The 24351-nt window shown below is 34.5% G+C and carries 16 protein-coding genes; 14 read left to right on the top strand and 2 right to left on the bottom strand.

Annotated elements, in window-relative coordinates; genetic code table 11:
• The first annotated feature begins 79 nt into the window (after positions 1–79).
• The 7 genes from H7A25_05200 to H7A25_05230 all read left to right on the top strand — a co-directional run bounded on the left by H7A25_05200 (position 80) and on the right by H7A25_05230 (position 4214).
• Positions 80–814: a phage Gp37/Gp68 family protein gene (locus H7A25_05200; GenBank protein MCP5499276.1), complete on the top strand. Its 735-nt coding sequence runs from the start codon at positions 80–82 to the stop codon at positions 812–814.
• Positions 804–2087 carry a three-Cys-motif partner protein TcmP gene (gene tcmP / locus H7A25_05205; GenBank protein ID MCP5499277.1) on the top strand — a complete coding sequence of 428 codons (1284 nt, stop codon included), beginning with the start codon at positions 804–806 and terminating at the stop codon, positions 2085–2087. Before H7A25_05200 ends, tcmP begins: the two co-directional genes overlap by 11 nt.
• A gap of 23 nt (positions 2088–2110) precedes the next feature.
• Complete coding sequence (locus tag H7A25_05210; GenBank protein ID MCP5499278.1) at positions 2111–2284, top strand: hypothetical protein; 174 nt, start codon at positions 2111–2113, stop codon at positions 2282–2284.
• Positions 2281–2661, top strand: a complete 381-nt coding sequence (locus H7A25_05215; GenBank protein MCP5499279.1) for a GxxExxY protein — start codon at positions 2281–2283, stop codon at positions 2659–2661. Before H7A25_05210 ends, H7A25_05215 begins: the two co-directional genes overlap by 4 nt.
• Before the next feature lie 46 nt (positions 2662–2707).
• The gene (locus H7A25_05220) at positions 2708–2863 is read left to right on the top strand and encodes a hypothetical protein (GenBank protein MCP5499280.1); all 156 of its coding nucleotides are present in this window, start codon (positions 2708–2710) and stop codon (positions 2861–2863) included.
• A gap of 100 nt (positions 2864–2963) precedes the next feature.
• Positions 2964–3194 carry a hypothetical protein gene (locus H7A25_05225; protein ID MCP5499281.1) on the top strand — a complete coding sequence of 77 codons (231 nt, stop codon included), beginning with the start codon at positions 2964–2966 and terminating at the stop codon, positions 3192–3194.
• Between the two features lie 75 nt (positions 3195–3269).
• Positions 3270–4214: a pentapeptide repeat-containing protein gene (locus tag H7A25_05230; GenBank protein MCP5499282.1), complete on the top strand. Its 945-nt coding sequence runs from the start codon at positions 3270–3272 to the stop codon at positions 4212–4214.
• 377 nt (positions 4215–4591) lie between these two features.
• Here H7A25_05230 and H7A25_05235 read toward each other — a convergent pair whose 3' ends face one another.
• A complete protein-coding gene (locus H7A25_05235) occupies positions 4592–6436 on the bottom strand; it encodes a SpoIIE family protein phosphatase (protein MCP5499283.1) in 1845 nt (614 codons plus the stop codon).
• Between the two features lie 174 nt (positions 6437–6610).
• Positions 6611–8056 carry a RecQ family ATP-dependent DNA helicase gene (locus tag H7A25_05240; GenBank protein ID MCP5499284.1) on the bottom strand — a complete coding sequence of 482 codons (1446 nt, stop codon included), beginning with the start codon at positions 8054–8056 and terminating at the stop codon, positions 6611–6613.
• Between the two features lie 365 nt (positions 8057–8421).
• Here H7A25_05240 and trxA point away from each other — a divergent pair, with 365 nt between their 5' ends.
• From trxA to H7A25_05275, 7 genes are all read left to right on the top strand, one after another.
• Positions 8422–8739, top strand: a complete 318-nt coding sequence (trxA, locus tag H7A25_05245) for a thioredoxin (protein MCP5499285.1) — start codon at positions 8422–8424, stop codon at positions 8737–8739.
• Positions 8740–8743: 4 nt separating this feature from the next.
• Complete coding sequence (locus H7A25_05250; protein MCP5499286.1) at positions 8744–10897, top strand: cAMP/cGMP-dependent 3',5'-cyclic-AMP/GMP phosphodiesterase; 2154 nt, start codon at positions 8744–8746, stop codon at positions 10895–10897.
• Between the two features lie 9 nt (positions 10898–10906).
• Complete coding sequence (locus H7A25_05255; protein MCP5499287.1) at positions 10907–12037, top strand: acyl-CoA dehydrogenase family protein; 1131 nt, start codon at positions 10907–10909, stop codon at positions 12035–12037.
• A 112-nt stretch (positions 12038–12149) separates the two neighbouring features.
• Positions 12150–12491 carry an STAS domain-containing protein gene (locus tag H7A25_05260; protein ID MCP5499288.1) on the top strand — a complete coding sequence of 114 codons (342 nt, stop codon included), beginning with the start codon at positions 12150–12152 and terminating at the stop codon, positions 12489–12491.
• A 78-nt stretch (positions 12492–12569) separates the two neighbouring features.
• Positions 12570–15554 (top strand): hypothetical protein, encoded by a 2985-nt coding sequence (locus H7A25_05265; GenBank protein MCP5499289.1) that lies wholly within the window; start codon positions 12570–12572, stop codon positions 15552–15554.
• 10 nt (positions 15555–15564) lie between these two features.
• Positions 15565–16167 carry a DUF1318 domain-containing protein gene (locus tag H7A25_05270; protein MCP5499290.1) on the top strand — a complete coding sequence of 201 codons (603 nt, stop codon included), beginning with the start codon at positions 15565–15567 and terminating at the stop codon, positions 16165–16167.
• Between the two features lie 7 nt (positions 16168–16174).
• Positions 16175–24346, top strand: coding sequence for a PD40 domain-containing protein (locus tag H7A25_05275; GenBank protein ID MCP5499291.1), 8172 nt, complete (start codon positions 16175–16177; stop codon positions 24344–24346).
• The last annotated feature ends 5 nt before the right edge of the window (positions 24347–24351 follow it).

Consider the following 24351-nt stretch of genomic DNA (forward strand, 5'->3'; position numbering starts at 1 on the left):
TTTTACAAACTACATATATGATTAGTTGTTATTCTTGACAAGATTTTTAGGTAAAATACAAAGGCAGTAGGCTATAAAAATGAGCAAATCTAAAATTGAATGGACTGAAGACACATGGAATCCAACAACTGGATGCAATAAAGTTTCTCCGGGATGCAAAAATTGTTATGCGGAAACAATGGCATTTCGTTTAAGAGCAATGGGGGTCAAGGGGTATGAAGATGGTTTTGATTTGACCCTGCATGAAAACCGAATTACACAGCCATTAAGAAAAAGAAAACCTACTACTTACTTTGTAAATTCAATGAGTGATCTATTTCATAAAAATGTTCCTTTTGAATTTTTAGATAAAGTATTCGAAACAATCGAAAATAGCGAGAAGCATAGGTTTCAAATTCTAACCAAACGACCGGAACGGATGGCTAAATATTTCTCGATAAGAACAATTCCGGATAATGTTTGGTTGGGAGTCAGTGTGGAGGATAAAAAACATGGTTTACCAAGAATAGATATTCTCAGGGAACTAGGAGCCTCTATAAAATTTCTATCCTGCGAACCCCTTTTAGAAGATTTGGAAAAGATTAATTTATCCGGTATCGATTGGGTAATTGTTGGTGGCGAATCCGGTCATAGAGCAAGACCCATGCAAAAAGAATGGGTAGAGAATATAAAAATGCAATGTGAAAGACAGGATGTTCCGTTCTTCTTTAAACAATGGGGACAATGGGGAAGTGATGGAATCCGCAGAAATAAAAAAGAAAACGGCAGAAAACTAAACGGAAAAATATTCAATGGAGTACCAATTGGAAAGTAGAAGTTTTACATGGAAAGGTTGGGAGAAAGGAAGTATTACTGAGCTCAAAGAGCATAGCAAAGCTAAATTAGATATTTTAAGAGATTACATTCAGGATTATCTTGAAATCATTATAGGTCATAGTACTGGAGGAAGCGAAACTACTTTTTACTTTATTGATGGTTTTGCAGGTGGAGGACAATATGACGGTGGTGAGTTAGGCTCTCCATTTGTTTTTTTACAAGCAATAAAAGAAACCGAATTCAAGTTAAATCAAAATAGAAACAAAAAGATAAAAATAAAATATAAGCTTTTTTGCATAGAAAAAGATAAAAATCATTTTGATGCATTAAACTTTACTTTTGAAAGCTCTGAATATAAATCAGAGTTACAAAAAAATGTCTTTTTATGTAAGGGAACTTTTACAAACAATATACCTTCAATCATTCAAATTATAAAAAAAAATCATCCAAGAGGTGGAGGAAACACTTTTTTATTCTTAGACCAATGTGGATATGCTAAAGTTCCTGTAGATATTTTAAAAGGCATCTCAGTTGACTTAAATAACAAAGTCGAATTTTTAATTAATTTTAATGTGTATTCTTTCATAACTTATATGGAAGATGGTAAGCTAACAAACAAAAGAATCGAAAATCTCGGTCTTGAGAATTATGTTGATCCAAAAGTAATTACTCATAATAAGATGAACGAAGGAAAGTTCTGGAGACACAATGTCGAAAAAATTATTGGCAATGCTTTAAAATCAGCTATAGGCTTAGATTATTTTTCTCCTTTTTATATTTTCACAACAAAACATAATCAACAGGGATATTGGTTGATTCATATTGCCTGTCACGAAAGAGCAAGATCAGCAATGATGGATGTTTATTGGAAATATGGAACTAACATGAGGCATTTTGGAAGTAATGGATTGAATATTTTTGAACGAAGATATTCAGACAATGAATCGAATTATATTGAGGGACTTGATTTTGTTGAAACTAATAAAATAGATACGATAGAAAAGATTAAAGAAGATTTAATCCACAATAAATTTGCAAAAGGAGTATTTAAACCGAGAAGTGTACAAGATTTATATTCTGAAATTTGTAATAATACAATTGCAAATCGTGAAATTCTTGGAAAAGCCTTACAGGGTTTATATGAGGAAAGATTTATTGAAATTACCGGAAAAAGTGGTGGAAGAAAAAGAAGTAACCAGGTAAAGCCGGAACATATTATTCATATTAATCAACCTTCCTTATTTGAGTATAAAGATTTTTATAACCATTAACCGTCTCACTCAAAAGTGAAAATATGAAATTGGAACAAAAAATTACTTTTGTCGATTATGATAGGATTGATTATTACAAAAAATATCCTCTTATCTATTCCGATACTTTGTGCTGCGTAGGTTGTAAGTTGTATCGAAGCATCCTGACCATCTCATTAATCCTGCCTATCCTGTTCAAGACAGGGGAGGGAAAATGAATTTAAAATATTCTGATTTAACAGGAAATATTATTGGGGCTGCTATGGAAGTGCATTCGTATTTAGGTAGCGGTTTTCAAGAAGTAATTTACCAGAGAGCATTATCTTATGAAATGCAACTTCGTAAAATACCTCATCGACGAGAAGTGGAAATGGAAATTTTTTATAAAGAAAAAAACGTGGGAACAAGAAGAGTCGATTTTTTAGTCTATGATAAAATTAGTGTGGAAATAAAAGCAGTGAGTCAAATGGAACCAGCCCATATGACACAGGCGATTAATTATTTGGAAGCATATAATTTAGAAATTGGACTTCTTATTAATTTTGGAGAAACAAAATTAAAATTTCACAGGGTAGAAAATAGGAAACTGTCTTGAACAGGATGATCAGGATGTATGGGATGATCAGGATTAGGAATATAAAATGAATAACTTACAGGAAAAAATAGAATTACTACCGGAGCCGATACAAAATAAAGTATCAGGGTTATTAGATATACTTGTCCATAATTATACAGTGGAAAAAGAAGTCAAAAACTTTGAGCAAGAACAATTTCTTATAAAAAAAATAATATTATAAAGAGTATCCTTTTAAATAACAACCTTGAAGAATTAGACAAAATCGAAATAGCTCTAAACTCTGGTAATAACCTTATGACAGTTGGAAAAAGAAAAATTAAATGTATTACCTATTAGGATTATTATTCATTATTGTATTGCTTGTTTATATAAATGGAAATGTGGGTAGATTTGCTATTAATTTCCTGAAAGCCCTGTTTGTATTTATCACGGGTGGTATTTTCCATACTTATATTTTTGATAATACAGAATCTATTTGGTCATGGTTGTTTCTGGTTTGTTTTTCCTTTATAGGACTTCATTATCTTACCAATAAGAAACTGTTTGATTGAACTTAGACTTTTAAAAGGCATGGATCTATACAAAATATTTAAAAATTATTTAAGAACATATTTGAGGTAATAAAAATGGGAATCGAGGAAGAACAAAAAGACAAATTCAAATTTGATAATTCAACCTGGAACGAGTGGAAAGAAAAAATGGGAAATAAATGTATCAATATACATGACATTGAGCTTCCTTATGCAAAAGGTCCAACTGACATACCTGTTTTTGATAAATGTAATTTCACTAATATGAATTTTAATAATATTTCCATTCGAGATGCTGAATTTTATAAATGCGATTTTACCGGTTCGACTATGCACTATGCAGAGTTTATATATGTAACTTTTAGCTCATGCAATTTTTCCAAAGTAAGTTTACGTGCAAGTAATATTCCATCTACAACATTTGAGAAATGTTTCTTTATTGATTCAGATCTGGCTCATTCGAATGCCGAGGAAACAAGCTTCACCGGTAGCCTTATTCTTAACTCGAATTTGGAAAAACTAAATTTAACTTCAAGTGAAATCAGGAATTGTAAAATAAAGAATTGTAAAATTAATAAGATTGGAATCTCGGACATAAGTGTTATAAATTCAATGCAACAAAATCTATTAATAGAGGACAATAATAAATTATCTCTATATACCGATGATCTGGAATTTTCACAATTTTTAAATATGAACATAAAAAATGATAAATTTAATAGCTTAATTAATCGTGATGTTTCAAGGTATATTTTATATATTTATCATATATCGTCAGATAAGGCGTTTGTAAGGAATATGAAAAAGAGATTTAAAAATAAAAATTTCATTCCTATTGCTCTTGAATTGAAATCAGCAGCTTTAAATAATATTGATGAAGTTTTATTAGGTCTCCTTTCGGTAGTAAAATATGTAGTAATAGATAAGGCCTGTATTTCAGAAGGAATTATATCATTTATTAATACATTAGAATATTATGAATATTCTCCGATTCAATTAAAAGATGAATATAGTTACATTATGTATAAGTATAAAAAATGAACTTTTTCAAAGAAATTTGTTTTGAGAGGATGGGAGCTTTTCTCGCTTTTCTACCATCAGCAATTCTCGGTGAAAAACAAAGAGCATTCAAATGGTCGTTTAGCTGTATAAAACATCACCTTCAGGAATATGTCAAAAATAATTTCGTAAAGGAATTACAAAATTATTGTAGGGAACCTCTAAAAACCTGCATAAAAAAAGGTAAACAAAAAAGGAGCTATTATGGATGCAGCTATTATAGAAGTTCCGATTCAACGAAATACAAAAGAAGAGAATGCACAAATAAAGAATGATGAAGTTCCTGAAGATTGGAAAAATAACCAGAGTAAGTTTTCTCAAAAAGACACTGATTGAGCTAGTTACGGATTTTTTACCCTTTATAAATATTTTATTTTGATAAGGGAAATATCATCGACCAGGCTTCCCCTACTCACGATGGATTTATAAATATATTTCAATTCTCCTCTCCCTTCTTCCACTGCTTTGAGAAACAAAAGAGGGTCACTATTTATCCTGTATTCTCTCCCATAAGACTCATCTATATCATCTCTTCCATCTGAACCTAATATAAGAATATCCGATTTTTTTAATTGTAGAGTTTGTATATAATAGACTTCTCCCTGCATAAAGCTCGAAGGAAAACCAATTTTTAATGATGTGGTATTTTCATCCTCAATATAGCCCGCTTTTCCGTCCCGATATAAAACTGTCCAGGGATGTTCTGCATTCAAATAATAAACCATACCGGATTTTTCCTCAATAAGACCAAAGCCGATAGAAATCAACATTGAACAATCAAAACTCTCAAAGATAGTTTGTAATTTACTTACAGCATCAATTAACCAGGATTTAGGCGAAATATTTGTTGTGTTTAAACTTTTTGTTTGAGTTATAATCGAACGAAAAACAGAACCAAAAACCAGTGCTCCCCCGGCTCCCTGTAAGGATTTTCCCATGGCATCTCCATTTACAAAAACAATAAATTTCTTGCCACCCAGTTCAATTTCATCGGCAATAGAAATGTCACCTCCGATTCTATGTGATTTTCTATTAAATTCAAACTGTTTTTTTTGCCTGGTGAAAAAAGAAACTTTTACTCTCTTACTATTGATATTTAATTTTGCAAGTGGTTTGATGATAAGGGAAGTTAAAAAATAGTCTCCATCCTGAGCATATTTTAATTGCTTAATCTCTTCATAACTATCTTTGAGCTTTCGGGTTCGATTTTCCACTTTCTCTTCAAGAGTATTTTTTGCATATTCCAACTCTCTGGAGTATAATTCTAGTTTCTTATGGGTTTCCGAAAAACGTTTTTCCAGAAGATAAACAATACTCATGATGAATATGAAGAAGGCTTTTGAGCCAATTACCAGGTCGTAAGGAAGAAGAGAGAAATTGCGCATAATGTCATGAATGCCGGCAAGGAAATTAATTCCTAAAGCAATAAGGAGAATTCTTGCTTCCATGTTCTTTTTTGTCGTTTCATAGCTCAGACATAAAAAGCCAATAAAAATGCTTGCAGAGGAAAGAATATAGAAGTATATAAGATTTTGATAGGGAGGAAAAAAGAAGAGCATTAGAATTATATAAATATCAAATATAATATGAATTCTCAATAATAAAAGGATTAGTTTCTTTGTATTTTGAACCAGTATATATAATAACCAGAAAACAAAAACCGGAATACTATTCAAACTCACAACTGCTATATACATCCAGTTAAAAGCTGAGTAAATTAGGAGCTGTTGAATACCGGTGGCTCTACTGGAAATATAAAAAAAGCCAATACAGAGTGCCAGTAGACCGAAGGCCAGGTATTCCTTTAACTTCCTACGAAAATACAGAATGGAAGAGAACATACCAATAAAAATGTATAATATACCGGAAACAAAGCGTTCGATATCTTTCTTGAGTATATACAAAATCAGATCTTTCCCTTCTCCAAATACTATATCTTCCTTGATGCCTACCCTGGAAATATCCGAGGAAATTCTCATATAAAAATATCTATCTTCGTTTTTAGGAAATTCAATCAGATGTATGGGAGAGCCCCAATACTCTCCTCCTACAACTCCGAATTGGTAGAGCTTGTTTTTGGAATAATAAATTTCAAAGTTTTGATATACAGTTTGCAGGTATAAAACCGGGTCTTTTAGATTCAGGTTCGGAAGTTTAATCTTTAATAGGAGGTGCTTCGTTTTTTGGTTTGAGAATAGTTTCACATTTTTTTTGTCAGGCCTCTTCCATTCTACATTTTTAAATCCTTTAAGTTCGCTTTGTACAGAATACCAGGAATATTCAATTTCCGATTGCAGATTAAATACTTTTTCCTCGGAAAATAATAAACTGAAAGGAGATAAAAATAAAACTATTAGAAAAAGTTTCAAACTTAAAAATTAAGCCCTGAGACAGACATCGCAATGATCGCAGCCCGAAAAAGGAGCTGAAAAGTAATTGTGTAAGAATGCCCTGCGACAACTTCCTTTTTTTATATACTGAAGAATTTCGTATAACCTTTTTTTCTCATATAACATTTTTTCCTGAATTCTTTCCTCAGATAAAAGCTCAGAACTTAAATCATTTACAAGTGTAAAATTTTTTAATTCTATACTTCCTTCACTGATTCCGTAATAGTCAAACAGCTTTAATACTGTTTGCAGTCTGTGATCTCCTTTATTCTTATGTACAAGTTTTTCCTGTAAGTCCTCGTAAGACAAAGCATATAAATGTTCCTGATTCTTTTTTAATAAATGGTAGGCTTTCTTTATAAACGCGGGTTTTGGATTTTTCCAATTTAAAAATTCTAATTGAACTCCCAGATCCGATTCTAAGTAGTATAGAATACACTCGGAAGGTTTTCCGTCTCTACCGGCCCTGCCTATTTCCTGATAATAGGCTTCCGGTGAATCCGGGATTTCTGCGTGCAAAATATAGCGTATGTCCGGCTTGTCTATTCCCATTCCAAAAGCATTGGTTGCAAGAATAATGCAGTTATTTTCTTTCATGAAAGTATTTTGATTACGTTTTCTTTGTGAAGCTGAGAGTTTTCCGTGATAACTAAGGTAAGGTATTTTTTTTAGATCCAAAAAATAAGCAAACTTTTCTAAATTTTGTATCAGGCTGAAATAAACAATCTTACTTCCTTTTTCTTCCTTTAATTTTTTATAGATTTTTTCAAACTTCTCTGTTTCATCAATCGGCTCTTCTACTGAAAGATAAAGATTTGGCCTACAAACCCCTTCATTAAAAATTTGAATTTCATTTTCCTGTAATCCTATTTGTTTAATAATATCTTTCTGAACTTCGGTAGTTGCTGTTGCTGTAAGAGCCAGAACTACAGGGTCTTTCAATAGTTTTCGAAATTCCTGTATCTTCTTATAGTAAGGTCGAAAATCGTGCCCCCACTGGCTGATACAATGGGCTTCATCTATACACAAGAAAGAAACAGGAGAATTGTCTAATGCTTTAAGAAATTCAGGTTTAGCAAAACGTTCCGGAGCTACAAGAACAATTTTGTATTCACCCCGACTTAAAGCTTTATATCTCGCTTCCCTTTCCATTTTACTAAGAGAGGAATTGATATAGGTGGCAGACATGCCTGTAGCTTTTATTTTATCTACCTGGTCCTTCATTAAGGAAATAAGCGGACTTATGACAAGGCTGAGACCCGGAAACATGCTTGCAGGAAGCTGGTAACAGAGAGATTTTCCCATGCCGGTAGGCATAAGTGCGAGGGTATGTTGTCCGGAAAGGATATGTTGGATAATTTCTTTTTGGGAATTACGAAATTCTTGAAAGCCAAATAATTTCCCTAATTGAGAATAGATAAGTTCCGCTTGCATTTATGTAAGTTTTTAGAGTAAAAGTTTATTCGTAAACCAGTTTTTAGAGATACATGGTGCTCAACTTGGTTTTATTCAAAATATGAAAAAAGGAAGTGCTTTTTGCTTGAATCCTTCCCCGAGCAAAACCTTTCAGGATAAAAAACCTACTTAAAATGACTGTGATTTAGCGATTATTGCCTATTTGAAATACCCTTTTAAATTTGCTTGACCTTCACTCGAAATTTCATATACTGCTAAAGTTATAAGAGCCTGTCTGAAAATGAAGCTGCAGGCTCTTGCAGCTTGCTTTTCTTTAATAGATAAGTCTGTTTTAAGACACGCTGTAAACATTTCATTAAAAAACCCAATAAGGAGGGTATTGTATGGCATTAGCCGAGATTAATGATTCAACTTTCAAATCCGAAACTTCTTCCGGTCTGGTACTTGTAGACTGCTGGGCTGAATGGTGTGGACCCTGCAGGATGGTAGCCCCGGTTCTGGCCGATTTATCCAAAGAATACGAAGGCAAAGTGAGTATTAAAAAACTCAATGTCGATGATAACCAGACAACGGCTCAAAAACTGGGAATTCAATCTATCCCGACCCTTCTTCTTTATAAAGATGGGAAACTGGTAGATAAGTTAATCGGTGCTTTACCCAAGCCTCAGTTAAAATCGTTTATTGAAAAACACCTGATATAATAAAGTGAAGACTACGAGCTCGAAACAGTATATTGAATTACCCAGAGGTGGATATCTGGTGGATACCAGTATAGGTTATATTCAATTTGGTTCTCCTCCCGAAACAATCAAAGACACCATGCGCATGGAAAAAAGCACTCCCTGTGTATTTGTTCTTCCCGGAAAATTTTTCCATGTAGATAAAGGAATTAGTATAGCAGAACTGGAATTTCCCCTTTATTTTAATTTTTATATACGAAATAAAAAAACCCGGATAGTCTGCACCGAAAAACAGAAGAAACAGCTAATCGTTGTTTTACAGGAGTCTGTTTTCGGTCCGGAACACGTAAATTTAAGTTCTGAGTTTATCCACGGGGAAAATACTTTCGGTTATCCCGACATGAAAGCGGAAATGAATCATTTTGCCGGGAATAAAAAAATAGAGGATCTGGTAGAATTTCACCTGTTTAAAAATGGAAAAGTGGAGCTGGATTCGGTTGTTATCGAAAGAACTAAAAGCGGGGATTTCCTTCTGCAGGATGGAGAAAGTTCCGTACAGATTCCGGGTGAAGTAGGTTTCAATATAAAATATGCTATCGGTCAGAGACTCAGTGAACCCTTTCAGGCCCCTCTGCTTGGAGTTACCTGTCTCGGCCCATCGCACGGCTTTGATCCGGATGATAACACTTCGGGCTTTATTATCTGGTTAAACCATAAAGGGATTATGGTAGATCCACCGGTCAATAGTACCGAATGGCTACGGGAATCCAATGTAAATCCAAGGCTTATTAACCACGTAATTCTGACGCATTGTCACGCAGACCATGATGCCGGAACTTTGCAAAAAATTCTCGAAGAGTCCAAGGTAACGATTCATACCACCACTACGATTCTCGAAAGCTTTCTGCGTAAATACTGTAGCCTGACCGATATTCCTCGAAAAGAATTAGTGAACCTATTCGAATTCCAGCCTGCGATTATAGGAAAGCCCTCTTATATCAACGGGGCCCAGTTTAACTTTTTTTATGCCCTGCATTCGATTCCGGCTCTCGGATTCGAGTTTTTCTTTCAGGATCAGTCTTTTATTTATTCTTCAGACCATAAAAACGACCCGGAAACTTTTGAAGATCTTTATCAGAAGAAGATTCTTCCGGAAAGCAGATACCGTTTTTTAAAAAATTTTCCCTGGCACAGGCGGATTATCTATCACGAAGCCGGTGTTCCTCCCCTGCACACCAAAATTAGCTATCTCGCTTCTTTACCGGAAGAAATACAAAAGAAGATAACGGTTTATCATATCTCAAAAAAGGATATGCCGGAAAATTCCAAAATGACTCTCGCAAAATTCGGGATGGAAAATACCTTTTACCCGGAGACTACCCCTCCCCGGTATATTGAGGCATACAACCTCCTGGATATTATGAGCCAAATAGATATTTTCGCTGATTTTTCCGTAGAGAAAGCCAAGGAATTTTTATTAATTGCGAACGAAGAAACCTATCCCAAGGGAACGAGAATTATCGAAAAAGGCACCTTCGGAGATAAATTTTACATTATTGTTTCCGGACAGGTAAGTTTCTTAAAACGGAACAACGAAACAGAAGGCTCTCCTATCAAGCGTTCCGGTACCTATGAATACTTCGGAGAAGCCTCACTTCTTCTGGATATCCCGAGATCCTCGGACGTTTTTGCAGAAACAGATGTACTCGCTCTAACGATTCAGAAAGACCAATTTTTACAATTCATCCGGGATTCGGATTTACTTCAGAATTTAAAACGTCTGCATGACATCCGAGAAAGTAATTCCTGGGAAGTTTTCAGTAAATCGAGGCATTTTCAATCCATAACCAGCTATCAGTTTACCCAGTTAGAACTGGTTCTAAACTTACAATCCTTTCGTGCCGGGGAATATTTAATCCGGGAAAGTGAAGTACCCAGAGCTATGTTTATCCTTCGCAGTGGAAAGGTTGAAATTAATCGGCACGATAAAAAAATTGGAGAACTGGGAGTTGGTGACATCATTGGAGAGATTTATATTATTTCAAATGGTCTTCCTTCCCATTATAGTTTTAAAAGTCTCGAGCCAATCGAAGTATACTGTATTCACAAAGAAGATCTCATTCATTATATTAAAAAGAATCCGGGCGTATACATGAGATTAAGCGCCATTTATTCATAGGAGAATAGCTTGAAAAGAACACTTCCATTTACTGATGAGCATGAAGAATTCAGAACCTCCGTGCGTAGATTTTTTGAATCTGAAGTAAAACCGCATCATGAAGCCTGGGAAAAAGAGGGAATTGTGCCGAGAGAGATCTGGTTAAAAGCCGGAAGAAATGGTCTTCTTTGTCCGGATGTTCCGGAAGAATACGGTGGAGCGGGTGCCGATTTCCTTTATAATCTTATTATTATCGAAGAATCCACAAGAGTAGGAAACACGGGCTTTTTCGTTTCCCTGCATAATGACATTATTGCTCCCTATATCGTGGAATACGGGGATGAAGAACAAAAACAGCGCTGGTTACCCGGTTGTGTCAGCGGAGAAAAAATTCTCGCGATTGCTATGACAGAACCGGATGCAGGTTCCGATCTAAAATCTATCCGCACAACCGCGGAGGACAAAGGAGATTATTTCCTGGTGAATGGTTCGAAAACCTTTATCAGTAACGGCCAGCTTGCAGACTATGTTATAACGGCAGTTAAAACCGGCGATAGTTCCATGAGTCTATTGATGATCGAAGAGGGAATGGAAGGTTTTGTAAGGGGCAGAAGACTCGATAAAATTGGCTTAAAGGCCCAGGACACTTCCGAGCTTCACTTTGAAAATGTAAAGGTTCCTAAAAATAATCTCCTCGGAAAAAAAGGTCAGGGTTTTCGTTACCTGATGAACAAACTCGCCAAGGAAAGACTTTCTCTTGCGATTGCTGCGGTAGAAGCGTCCTATACCGTTCAAAATATGACCCTGCAATACTTAAGAGAAAGAAAAGCTTTCGGTCAGAAATTAGGAAGTTTTCAACATATTCGTTTTCGGATGGCGGAAATGGCTACCGAGGTAGAAGTGGCCAGGGCGTTTTGCGACAATGCTGTGGCAGCCTTAATGGAAGGTTCTTTAAGTGCAGCTGAGGCTTCTATGGCAAAGTATTATACGACAGAAATGCAAAAACGTCATACCGATGATTGCCTGCAATTTTTCGGTGGTTACGGTTATATGATGGAATATCCGATAGCAAGAGCCTATTTAGATGCAAGAATACAAACCATATATGCGGGAACTACCGAAATCATGAAAGAAATCATCAGCAGAAGTCTCGGAATTTAAAAAATACTTGCAGAGCCTGTGATTTATATCTTTCTAGGTTTCTCAAAAAATCCTTTACAAGAGTGAAGTACTGAGTAATAACTATAAAATCAGGGATTGTGACAAAGGCCTTATGAAAATTAAAGTAATACAAAAAAACAATGTAAACATCATTCGACTGGAAGGCCCTATCAAGGCCGGTAACGAGTTTGAGCTTGGAGAAGAAGTAGAAAAGCATATCAAAGAGGGTGAAGCACCCAAGTTTATTATTGATATGAAAAAAGTTCCTTTTGTGAATTCAGCAGGACTCGGAGCGTTTTTAAATATTTTTAAGCATGTGGACAACCTGAAGGGTCGAATGGTATTTGCGAACCTGAATGGAGACATTGAAAATTTAATGGAGATTACAAAGTTAACCAGTGTATTTGAAATATTCAAAACAGCAGATGAAGCACTGGAGTCCTTTGATTTTTAGAACTTTGTGGAGGGAAAGGAAAAGTTAAAAAAGTTTACGGGCTTCTTTCGAAAGAAACTTTTTCTTTTTTTTCTTTTCTTGTTTCTTTTTTATAAAGCAATATTTAACTCCTACACCGCCAAACAACTTGTCCTTTTTATATTTCCAAAAGTTTCTACCGGGAAAATAAGTCTCGAAGTTCAACAGTTCTCCCTGTTTTATGGTTTAGATATTCGTAATATAAAAATTATCTCCAACCAGGACTTTGATAATGAAACCTTTTTCGAAGCCGATAGACTGGCCCTTTTATACAGGCTTCCATCTGTTTTTTGGGGTAGACTTGAAGTAGATGGCCTCTTTTTGATTCGACCTCGAATTCTTTTACATAAAAAAAAGGAAATCTGGAATTTCGAATCTCTTTTCCCTTCAGAACCTTCTACAGAAAAAAAAGAAGAGAAAAAGGATAAGCAAACACCTGAAGATAATAAAGAAATTTCAACCTTTATTTCCGTTTCTACTTTACTGCATATTCTAATAGACGATCTACATTTTCAAATGAAAATAGAAGGCAAGGAACCTGTAGAACTCAAAGCTTTCCCAATTTACCTCGAAACCTTATTAGAAACAAAAGAAAGTTCTAAAATTCCCAAAGACCTTTCTGCTTTAGAACTTATAAAGCGTTTTTTCCTGCGCTTAAATCCATCTAAAAAACTGGATCTGAGCTTTCAGGATAAAACCTATACTATCAAGGAAAAGTTGGATATAAATCTGATATTTGAAAAAGAAGAAGCAAAAGATAAAAAGCTCAAGTTGCTGTCATCTTTAAAACTCGGAGGAGAAAATATTCAGATTCAGGTTAAAGGCAAAAAAGCTTACCCCTTAACCGCTCTGGCTTCCTATTCCTTAAATTACAGTCCCTCCCAAGATACCCTTTCTCTAAATGATTTAAGCCTGGTTTTTCAGAAAAATCCCTGGCTTCGTGTCAAGGGAAACTTGAATCATGTTTTAAAAGATACAAGAGAATTTGATGCAGAAGTATTTGAGTCGGATATTAATTTGGATGTCTTATCCTCTTTTTTGTCCGGTCTGCCCGGCATGGAACTTCCTATAGGTGGAAACTTGAAACTTCTACCTGTAAAAGCAAAAGGTCCACTTTCAGATCTAAACCTGAATCTTGAACTTAAAGGTAAGAATGTTTTTTATGGCAGCGGTAAACAGAGACATTCTGTGCCTTCCCTGCACTTAAAAGCAGATGGAGTCTTCGATTTTGTTTCAAAAAAAGAAGGTACGGCAAAAGACCCTCTCCCCTTCATGAAGAAACTTAATATAGAGGATCTGAGTTTATACTATAACCAAATTTTTCTATCTCTAAATGGTTTCATTCGTGACACAGATGGAATACAACTCGGTTTGCAGGTTAAGAATGTAAATTTGGGAGCTTTCACTTCAGCAGTAAGCGGGGTCACGGCTGCAAGACTACAGGTAAAGGCTAAAGATTTTTCTCTATTAAATGCACGTTTGCAAGCCGGTTTAGCGGGTTTCCGTTATAGTATAGGGAAAAGTAAATCTCCTATTGGTAGTATCGATCTTGACTTGAACGCTGCAATTTCCTTTTTAAAAGGTTTTAAACCGGATACTCTACAGATTCATTCTATTCAAATTCCATATAAAAACAGTGCAGGAAAACAGGCTCTGGGTCTTTCCTTGCAAAAAGGAAGTATTCAATTCCCGGGGGAGTTAAGTATTAAGGCGGATAATTTAAGCTTACAAACACATATAAAAAATCTCTTAAGTGCTCTACCGCTTTCTTTAAAAGAAACCATATCTCCTCTCAGAAGTATTATTGGAGATAAGCAGGTTTTAGAACTGAAAAGTTTTCAATACAAACTCGGAAAAGAAAAAGATATTATCGGAGGAAACCTGCTCTTGCAGATTCCGGCACTGGCCTTAAACGATTTAGAAAGTCGAATTCGCATCTCTCTATCAAAAAATTATACGAAAGCCATTCACATACAATCTTTCCAGATTACGGCCTTAAATCAGAAACTTACAGGAGAAATAGAAGGAAAGCTCTTTAAAAATCCCGCAGAGAAGAAAGCTCCCCTCGGAGATTTTTTCCCGGACCTTCGAATATCTTTTAAACTAGATGCTCCTGATATGATTCGCCTGATTAAGAATGTGAATTTTAAAGGAAATTATGAGGCAAATTTTGAGCTTAAAGATTTCCTAATAAAGGGTTTGATAAAAATTGAAAAATCCATACTTCATGTAATGATTGGGGATTGCGAAGGAAAAAATTCCTGTGATAAATATGAACTCGAAGCAATCGAGCTAAAACTTCCCATAGAACATAATCTTGCGCTTGATGGACATAAAAGCTTGATCGAAGGAAATAAATCTAGATATGTGAAGACCTATGGAAAAACCCCGGAGGATAACTTTAAGATCGGAGCTATTTACGGTCCCCACATTTCTAATAAAAAGAAGCGCTTTCCTTTTGTTGCAGGACAGATAGAAGGAGAACCGGGTTTAAGTGCCAGGATAGATTATAGGGCCAACTACTTCAGTATGGATAACCTGAGGATTCGTATGCTGGATGGAATTGTATATGGAAAAGATATTCTTTTCAATGTTGGTACAGCAGAGCCTTTACACATGGAATATTCGGCTACCCTTCAAGTAAAAGATATAGACTTGAAAAAGCTTCTACCAGATAATATTCAGAATAGATTTGACGACGGAAAAATAAAAGCAGACGTAAACCTCTCCGGTAAAAATCTTACAGACCCCCTGGGTAATCTTGAATTGTTTTTTAGTGTCTATCAAATAGGAAAAGACTTTGGAAAAAGTGCTATTAATGTCGTAAGCCCCCAGAACCGTTTTACAGATTTTCTTATTGGTTCTTATTCGGTGGATAAACTCGAAGTAGAGCTTTCCAAGGGCTTAGTTTATGCAAAAATATTATTTAAACGTTCTATTCTTTCTTCTATTATAAGTATTGAAGATAACAAAATTAGTCAGGAAAGAGTTCCTCTTGCCAACTTTTTAAATAGGGCAAAATCTGAAATTTCAAGCTACCAGTAAAGGAGAGAAAATGCGTTCTATCATCTTCGTCCTGAGTTTATTTAGTTTTATTTCCTGTTCGATAAAGCCTCCTCCCATCACTTTCACCCAGTCCCAAACTGCAGCCGAAAGACAGATGATAGGAAGTGATAAACAACTCGAATCGGATGGCTGGCTTATTTCTTCCATTAAAACTTCTTCATCCGGATCGGAAGATTGGAAGAAAGATGCAGAAGTAAGCCTCGGAACCAAAGAAGAAAGTCGAGATTTTTTTATTATCTTGCGAAGTCTGGCCTATTTTACACCAGAAATTCGGCGTTTAAAACAGTTGGGAATTGCAGGAGAAGCTCTGAACGGTCATTTTAGCCAGAATCCTCTAATAAATATTCTTGCAACTGAAAGTGAATATGCAAATGAAGAAGGAACAAAAAGAGTAAAAGAAGTCATTGAGCAGGTTAATTCTTTTCGAGATCAAGTTTATATGCGGAAAATCCATCTCTTAGAAAAGGAATCCAAACTTCCTCCTTTAGAATTGGAACATAAGAAAAATGAAATAAAACTCCTGTATTATAATCAAGTAGAAGAAGGAGAGTTTTATGAAATTGAAAAAGGAAAATGGATAAAAAAAGAGTGAGATATTTATGAGTACTGTTATAGCAAAAAAAATCTTTTTAGCCATCCTTCTCCTTTTCTTAATCCATACAGGTAATTGTCGTTTTTTACAAAAGCGAGAAAAAACCCTTCCCCTTACTTTTGATTATGCTAAAATTTCTACGAACTATTTTTCTCCGGCGAATGAAGACCCTTACCCTCTTACCATACAAAGAGGAGATAACCTGTATAACTCCACCACTTCTGATGGAAAAACACTTTTTTATACAACCAATAACCGGGGGAATTATGATATCTGGTTTCGGGATTTAAAAAGTTCAATTATCGTTCCGGTTACTTCTCACCCGGCACCGGAATACAAACCGGCTATCAGTCCGGATGGAACCAAATTAGCTTTTGTATCCGAACAATACGATTCAGAGGGAGATATTTTCTTTTTGGAGATGAACCCTAAAAAATGGAAAGAAGCCTATTTGAAAGGAGAACGTTTTATTAATACAGATTTTAAAAATATTAGTAATCCGAATTACTCTGATCCAAAAAATGCCAGGCGATATATTGACACAGATCCCTGCTGGTCTCCTGATGGAAAATTCCTGGCTTATTCCACAGAGAGCCTTAGTCCGGGACTTCAAAATATTGTTATCTATGAACTGAAAACCAAAAAAATCATTAAACAAATCACCTCTGAAGGTGGTACCTCTCCATATTGGGCCCTGGATGGCAGGTATATAAGTTATATCTCTTACAAAAACCATTCGAATGGAGAAATCTATCGATACGATTTGCAGACCAATACGCATGAACGATTAACCCATAACGAGTATATCGAATATTCTCCTTCCTTATCTCCCAATGGAAACATTTTGTTTTATACCTCCGTACGAAATCCGCAAAAAAAAGAAAAAGGTAAAGAGATAACAGATAATGGAATGATTATTCGATACAATGTATCTCAGAAAAAGGAACAACACCTGAGTTCGGAAACCTTTCCCGTTTTTGATACTCGCTATTCCCGTTTTGGCTGTGCTGATGAACTTGAACAGTTTATGAACCCGGTTCAAAAACAGAAGTACAGGGAAGAATGCGGAAGTATCCTTTTTTCAGCCTCTCTTTATAATACAATCAATGTTTATTTTATCCCGGCAGAAGGCTCTATCCCCAAACAAGCAACAATAGAAGAACAATTCAATTTTGCACTACGTTATCAAAAGTATCAGAGTTATGAAGGAGTTGTTCTGGCTCTGGATTCTATTAAACTCTTCTTTGAGGAGGATCCCCTATATCCTATTTTTAAAGCTAAGGCCGAAATGTTTAAAGCCCAATTAAATGAAAACTCAGGTCGACATGATAAAGCGAAACAAATTATAGAAGAGCAGTTGAAGCAAAAGAATCAGAAAGATGGTTTTTATCCCTATGCCCTGGCCAGTATTTTTCATAAAGAGGGAAAACGAGGAACTCTTGAAACCTTAGAGCAATATTATGATTCCGTAAAAGCTGAGAAGCTTATCCCTCTACAGCAAAAGTATGCAATACTGGAATTGATAGGAGAGGAAAGAGAAGCAATCAATAAAAGGGCTTTGAGTATTGAAGCTTATGCCCGGATTTTGAATGAATTTCCGGAGTATTATAACACAAATACTATCAAACAAAAAATTAGCCGTTTGAAATTTTACTCTGAACAGGAGATAATTCCCGCCTATTACCTGGAGCTTATTAATAACCCGGCGATTAAGCGTTCCAGACTAAACACAATTCAAAATGATATAGAAAAAAACATCTGGAAGAATCGAAACTATGTAGAAGTTAATCAACTAATAGATAAACTGAATCAAAAAGAAGAGTTACAAAAACAATGCGCCGGGCTTCACAGACTACTTATATACATAAAGGCAAAAGCCTTATATGAGGGTAAAGATTTTCAAAATAGCCTGGGTTTAATAAATTCTTATATAGGAGTTTATGAAGCAAAGCCAATTATAGACCCTGCGAATAAGGCTTCTGTGTTCGATCGGAAGTTCGATTTTGATGATCCGCTTTATTTGAAAAGCCTCTGGCTTCGTGCAAAAAATTACGAGGGACTCGGTACCTTACAGGGCGATAATGGAGAGGGCTTTTTTAACCAGATGAAATTTTTTCTTGTGAATTATGACGATACATTTGGTGTTGAAATCGCCGAGGAAGAAATTGAGAAGAGTTTTCGCTATTATGAAAACCAGGCCAGAAAATACACCAACCAATATTTTGAGACAAAAAGAAAATTGGCTTCCGCAAAAAATATCCCCGATAAAGAAAAAAAGATTCAGGATAATCTGAAAATTCTGAGGTCTGCTGCCATTCACTATTTTTATAATACTGAAAATATGTTTCTTTTAAAATCTAAAAACTTATATCTGAATACTTTATATTCTCAATATGCGATATATTATTATAAGAAAATGATAGACTCTGCCTTTATTTATGGAAAAGAAATACGGGAACATAATAGTAAAGCCGTTCTGGATTTTTTAAATACAAATATCGTAGGGACTTCCACAAACTTTCTTTCTAAAGTAGCTACCAATACCTATACATCAAAAGTTACAGATAAACTTAAAGTACTCGGGGATTTTCGAGATTTAAAAATAGAAGAAGTACTGGGAGAAGACGCCTTATTTATCATCAATCAACATTTTAAAGAGGGAATTCCCAGAGCCAGGAATTATTTGTATCTCGCTGCTATCTACGGCTATGCCTATTATCTCATAGGAAAAGCCATTATTTATGAAGATTTTTATAATCAAACGGGTATGATGACCCCGAACCGTAAAGAAAAAATTCTGAATGATTTAAAAAAAGCCGAATTAGAATTGAAGTGGGCTATTTTTGCAAATCCTCAGTTTGCCGATGCCTACCAATTACTCGGCTGGCTATATCAGTATGTTGATGTTTCCAAAACACAAAAGCTTTATTCAGATTCTGTAAGTGTAGGAGAAGAATATGAATCCGAATATAATATTCACTTTCCCGGTAGACACCTTGAAGAAAATGTGGAACTATACAGACAGATCCTGGATTTTTTAGGAGAAGCTCCTGACAAGAAACTATTATCCGACTTAAATTTGAACCTGGCAAATAATTATCTTTTGTTAAATAGTTATCCGAAAGCAAAAGAACACTACGCGAAAGTAGAAGAATATGGTAAAAGCATTATAGACACCTCCCGTTTTGAAAACTATCGCCAAAAAGCTCTATTCCATTATAACTACGCAAGAACCCTGCTATACCTCGGAAATTACGAACAGTCCTCGGAGGAATTCGGTAAAGTTGCTGATATCTATTTAAATAATGAATTTTATAAAGCGTATGCACTTGGAGAAGCAAATCCCGGAACTCAATCGGAAAGCATTCATTACGTAGCAAAGAAGTTGGTCTTGATAAATGCACTTGGTGGTTTAGCAGAAATGGAAGGTGGAAACTTCCGACAGGCCATACGTTCCTTAAGAAGAGCTGTTTCGTATAATGCTGAAGTTCATCTCATCCCTGATTATTCTTTATATAATTTTTTAGCTATTTGCTATCAACAGGTAGAAGATTACAGCACTGCAAATTATTTTGTTAAACTGGCGATAGAAAAAAATACAGATAAAAATGAGAAAGAAAAAACAGAAAGTTACTTTTGGGAATTGATTCTGCCCAGAAAAAATAGGGTGCATGGTGATAGTCGTTTTCCGGGAGGTTTTCCGCCGATTTATCAGTATCTTCTGTCTAAAGGAATCGAGATTAAGAATTTTGAAGAACAAAGAGAATATTCAGAAACTCTTAAACTCTTAAATGAAAGGGAAGCCTTTATTAAAAAAAATGAACTCGATAGTATGCCCAGCGGTCAGAGTATTCTTTCTAATACGATTTCCAGAAAAGCCTACAATGAGTATAAGCAGGGAGAATTTATTAACTCCGCCAAAACCTATAAGGAATCTTATGAGTATTTTTTAAAAAAACAGGATTATAAATTATTCAGAATTCATTTTGAAAGCTATAATTATGCTTTGTTCAAAACTATAGAAATTGCAGTTATTCCCAGGGAAGAAGCCATCCTGGCATTAAATGAAAATTTAAAACTTCTAAAAAATGAAAAAAAGAGAGCCATATCAGAGTGTATGATTCCTTTTACAACTACGGAAATAGATCTAAACAACTCTAAACAAAAAGAAAAGTGTGAAATTGAGTTTTTTAAGGAATGGAAATATTATGAACCCCTAATGGGTATGAACTATAACTATCTCGGTGATGCCTACTCCTTTGCAAAAGAACCACAAAAAGCATACTATTATTACGGACAGAGTTTCGCTTTTCTGAAAAATCCGGGTAGAGTTCCGGAAGATCTCATAGGTTTAAAAGGAGATCTATATTCAAAAAAAGAACGCCTGAAACTTCTGATTAACCTGGCAAGGTTGCATTATAAATTAAAAGAAGATAAAGCTTTTATTAAAACCATCCAGGCAGCATCTGACTTTGCAGTAGAATTTGAAGCATTAGAAGAACAGGCTAAGATTAACCTCTTATATGCAGATTATCTTTTACAGCTTCCGGAAGATAAACGTAACTATCAATTAGCTTTATCCAAACTTTTGGAGTCCGAAAAGTTAATTTTAAATAACTATACAATTTTACTTGATACGAATGTATCTTTTTTTACAAATCTTTACAATGCTATTAAAGACGTTAGGTTTCACTTAAAAGATTATGATTCACTTTATTTATATGATGAAAAACTTCAAAATATCATCCTTTTTAAGAATTTAAACTATAACAAATTTTCCTTCGAAAATCCAAAATTTCAGTCTGCTTATTCCCATTTAAAAACTATGCTAAAAAAACAGGAGGAACTGGAAGAAGAAATCGGTAAGCGAATTAATAAAAGAGAAGCAGTAGCCAAATACATAGAAGAACGAAAAAATTTCAATGAAAAGGTAAAGAAATACGTTTCTTCTCTTGCTGAATCCTTTCCTGAAAAAAGTGACTTCTTTAATTTCACAGTTAAGGATGATATACAAAATAAACTTTCCAATAAAGATGTTGTTTTACGTTTTTTGACAGTTGAAGACCATCTTTTATACTGGATAATCTCTTCCAGATCGAAGAAAAGGGGCTTTGTTGATTTAGAAAAAGGTAAATTTATTATACAATTAACCGAGATCATTCAATCGAATTGGAATAGTTTGAAAAATTTTTCCAACCTTATTATTATTCCTGACGACAAAACTGTTTCTTATGACTTCAAAACATTTCCCTTAAACGGAAAAAATTTAATTGATTTTATTCAGATACATTATGCTTTTCGTAGTTCTCATATAACCTTTAAACCAGAAATGGAATCTCTTCGTTTTAAAGATTATACCAATATAACAAAGAACGAATCTCTCAGTGAAACTTCTTTAGAGGATAAACTTTACAATACAGATATACTTGAAGGTAATATTCTTTTTAAAAGTAGTAATATTTACAATGAATCTTTAAAAGGTTATATAAACTTAAAAGAACTATTTCAAAAGGAACATAAGGTTTCGATGTTAGTTCTTCCATCGATTTCTTATAAAAAAGATAACTATCAAAAATTAGTCTCTATAATTGATATTGTCCGCTCCTCAGGAATTCCTCTTGTTGCTCTCTTTGATAAGGATCATACCGATATTCAAGAAGAACTTCAAAATAAAAAATTATCTATATATGAGTTTCCTAAAAAAATATCACTTAAAACAATCGGTTTTCATTCTATTCCGAAAGGAAATACTCTCTCCTACAGAAGTTTGAGACTTAGAGCGAGATTAAAAGAAAATGAAGGAAAAATAAAAGAAGCTCTCGATATATTTTATTCTGCTGATTCCCTTTTAGCCGAGACAGATAAAAATAGTTTACAATCACAAATTGATCTGGCGAGAATCAAATCAAAATATTTCAAGAAAACTAAACCTTTTTTATTTTATGAAGCATTACTTGGAAAATATAAAGACAATAGTAATTTCCGCGTAAAAAGTCTCTTAGCTCTTGTAAAGTATTGTTATACATATTACCCCAGTTCTTCTTGTAAGAACTATGTAGCTGAGCTTACAACTGCTAAAAACGATGCAAAACTTAGTTTAAGTGAAAAGAAAGCAATCATTGCCAGTTTAAATTTTTATAAGAGTCTTGATAAAGGGAAATTAGCTTTTCTAGAAAAGCGGATTGAGCTATTTGAACAATTTGCGAAACCCGGCACTGACTTTTTATCACGGTACGAATTGGCTCTTATCTTTTTTCAAAATTATATACCTGAGAAAGCCATTTATTATGCAAAAGAAGCTTTAAAAAAAGCAAATACTCCTTCACAGAGTAAATTGGTCTACTCCCTTCTCGATGAAGTGAAAGTCAATATGGAACTCTTAGAGCTTCAAATGGAAGGTCTATCTCGAAATTTCAATAAAGAGAGTATATATGTTCATGGTCTAAATAGGGATTGGAAAAAGTATAATTCTGAATTGTCTTTAATGGATGAAAGAATCATAAATTCAAAAGATCTATATAGAAAAAAAGTTTTCGAAATTTGGAAAAAAATAGAAACCGGAGAAGATTATGAACCCTTATATCTTGTTCCGGATAAAACCTCTACAGGTAAATCTATGTTTTTTATTCTGGATCAAACAGATAAAAGTCTGGTCTTTTACCTTTTAAAAAACTCTCTCTCACTGCAGGTAGAGAATGAAGTAAACCAAATCTTTGATTTATTAGTGAATTCAGAAATCGAATTGGGAAATCAAAATATAGTATATCACATGACAATTTCCTGGGCATCAACTCTATATTCCCAGGGAGACTATGAATCCGCTTTTAAATACCTAAAAACATTTGAGGATAAGTACCTAAACTATGTAGGCAGTGAGGCAAGTCTAACAGAATATTATCTTCTGAAATATAAGCTTTCTTTTATAAAGAAAGAACTTGTCCTCTCAGAGAAAGACGATCCGTCTTCATCTCGCTGGTTTCAATACTATCAGTATGTTGCTTCTTTTAAAGGTAATGAATATTTATCTTACCTTCAAAGAGTAATCAAAGAAAACGCAAATCAATATCTGGATCATAGAAATACGAGAGAACTGTTAGATTTCATTACCTTTTTATTAGAAAAGTCAAATAAAGATCAAAATGTTGGAGGAGATGTTTCTACAGATCTTATCTTCTATCGAGATAGGGTTTTATCTATTAATGAAAGACTTTTAGGTAGAATTCCTAAATTTCAGGATTTACCTCCGGTGGAAGAATTAACAGCAGACATACAGAAGAAGATTCCGGCTAATCAAACCTTTATAGTAGTAACCCAGCAGGGTTTACGTAATCGCTACATTCTTATTCGCAATAAACAGGCAATTGCTTCTGATATTTTATTTCAAAATGGTGCTTATGAGGATGCCAGGAAATTCAAAAAACTTATTTTTGATTATCACCGAACCGTAAAAGAAACCGGTAGCAATTTGTTGCAGAAAGAGTTTATAGAAAGTCTTTTTCGGAATGCGATTTTTTCTAAGGAGAACTGGGAGAAAATTAATTATGTATATTTGAGCTCTTACCTGATAAAAACTCCTCTGGAATTGCATGAAAATGACAACTTTTACCTGGTTCAAAATCCGAGAACTCTTATCGAAAATCGACCGCACTCCCTAAAAAGTGATTTTGAGAAGGGATTCAGGATAAGCAGGTATTTACCTTCAAAAATACAAAGACCCTGGTTTAAGCATCTTCTGGAAGTAGAAAGCCTCGAAGTCAAAACCGGCGGAAATTCCCGTAGTACTGTCAGCATTTCTTCTGAGGAGTTACGACTATTTGAAGAAAGAGAAATATTATTTGGTAATGCAAACCTTCTTAGCCTGAAGTCTTATTCTAAACGCCCCGGTCCCTGGATAATCAACTATTCCAGTTTATATAATACTTCCTTTATAACTGACGATATTAATTATTCCTTATATTATATTAGCACTATGTTTGAAGGACCCGGTGTATTTTCTATAGGGCAACAAAATGACCTGCACCAAATTATGTTTTTAAAAACATTAACGGCAAGAAAAGAAATTCGGCAGGATTTGAAGTTTCGGTATATCCAGGCTATGGATGAATTAAAAAAACGTTACCCTCAGGAGAACTATTGGAATGGATACAGGTTGTATACTACATCTTTTGTTATTCCCTAAGTTTC

The organism is Leptospiraceae bacterium, from assembly GCA_024233835.1.
Lineage (GTDB): Bacteria > Spirochaetota > Leptospiria > Leptospirales > Leptospiraceae > JACKPC01.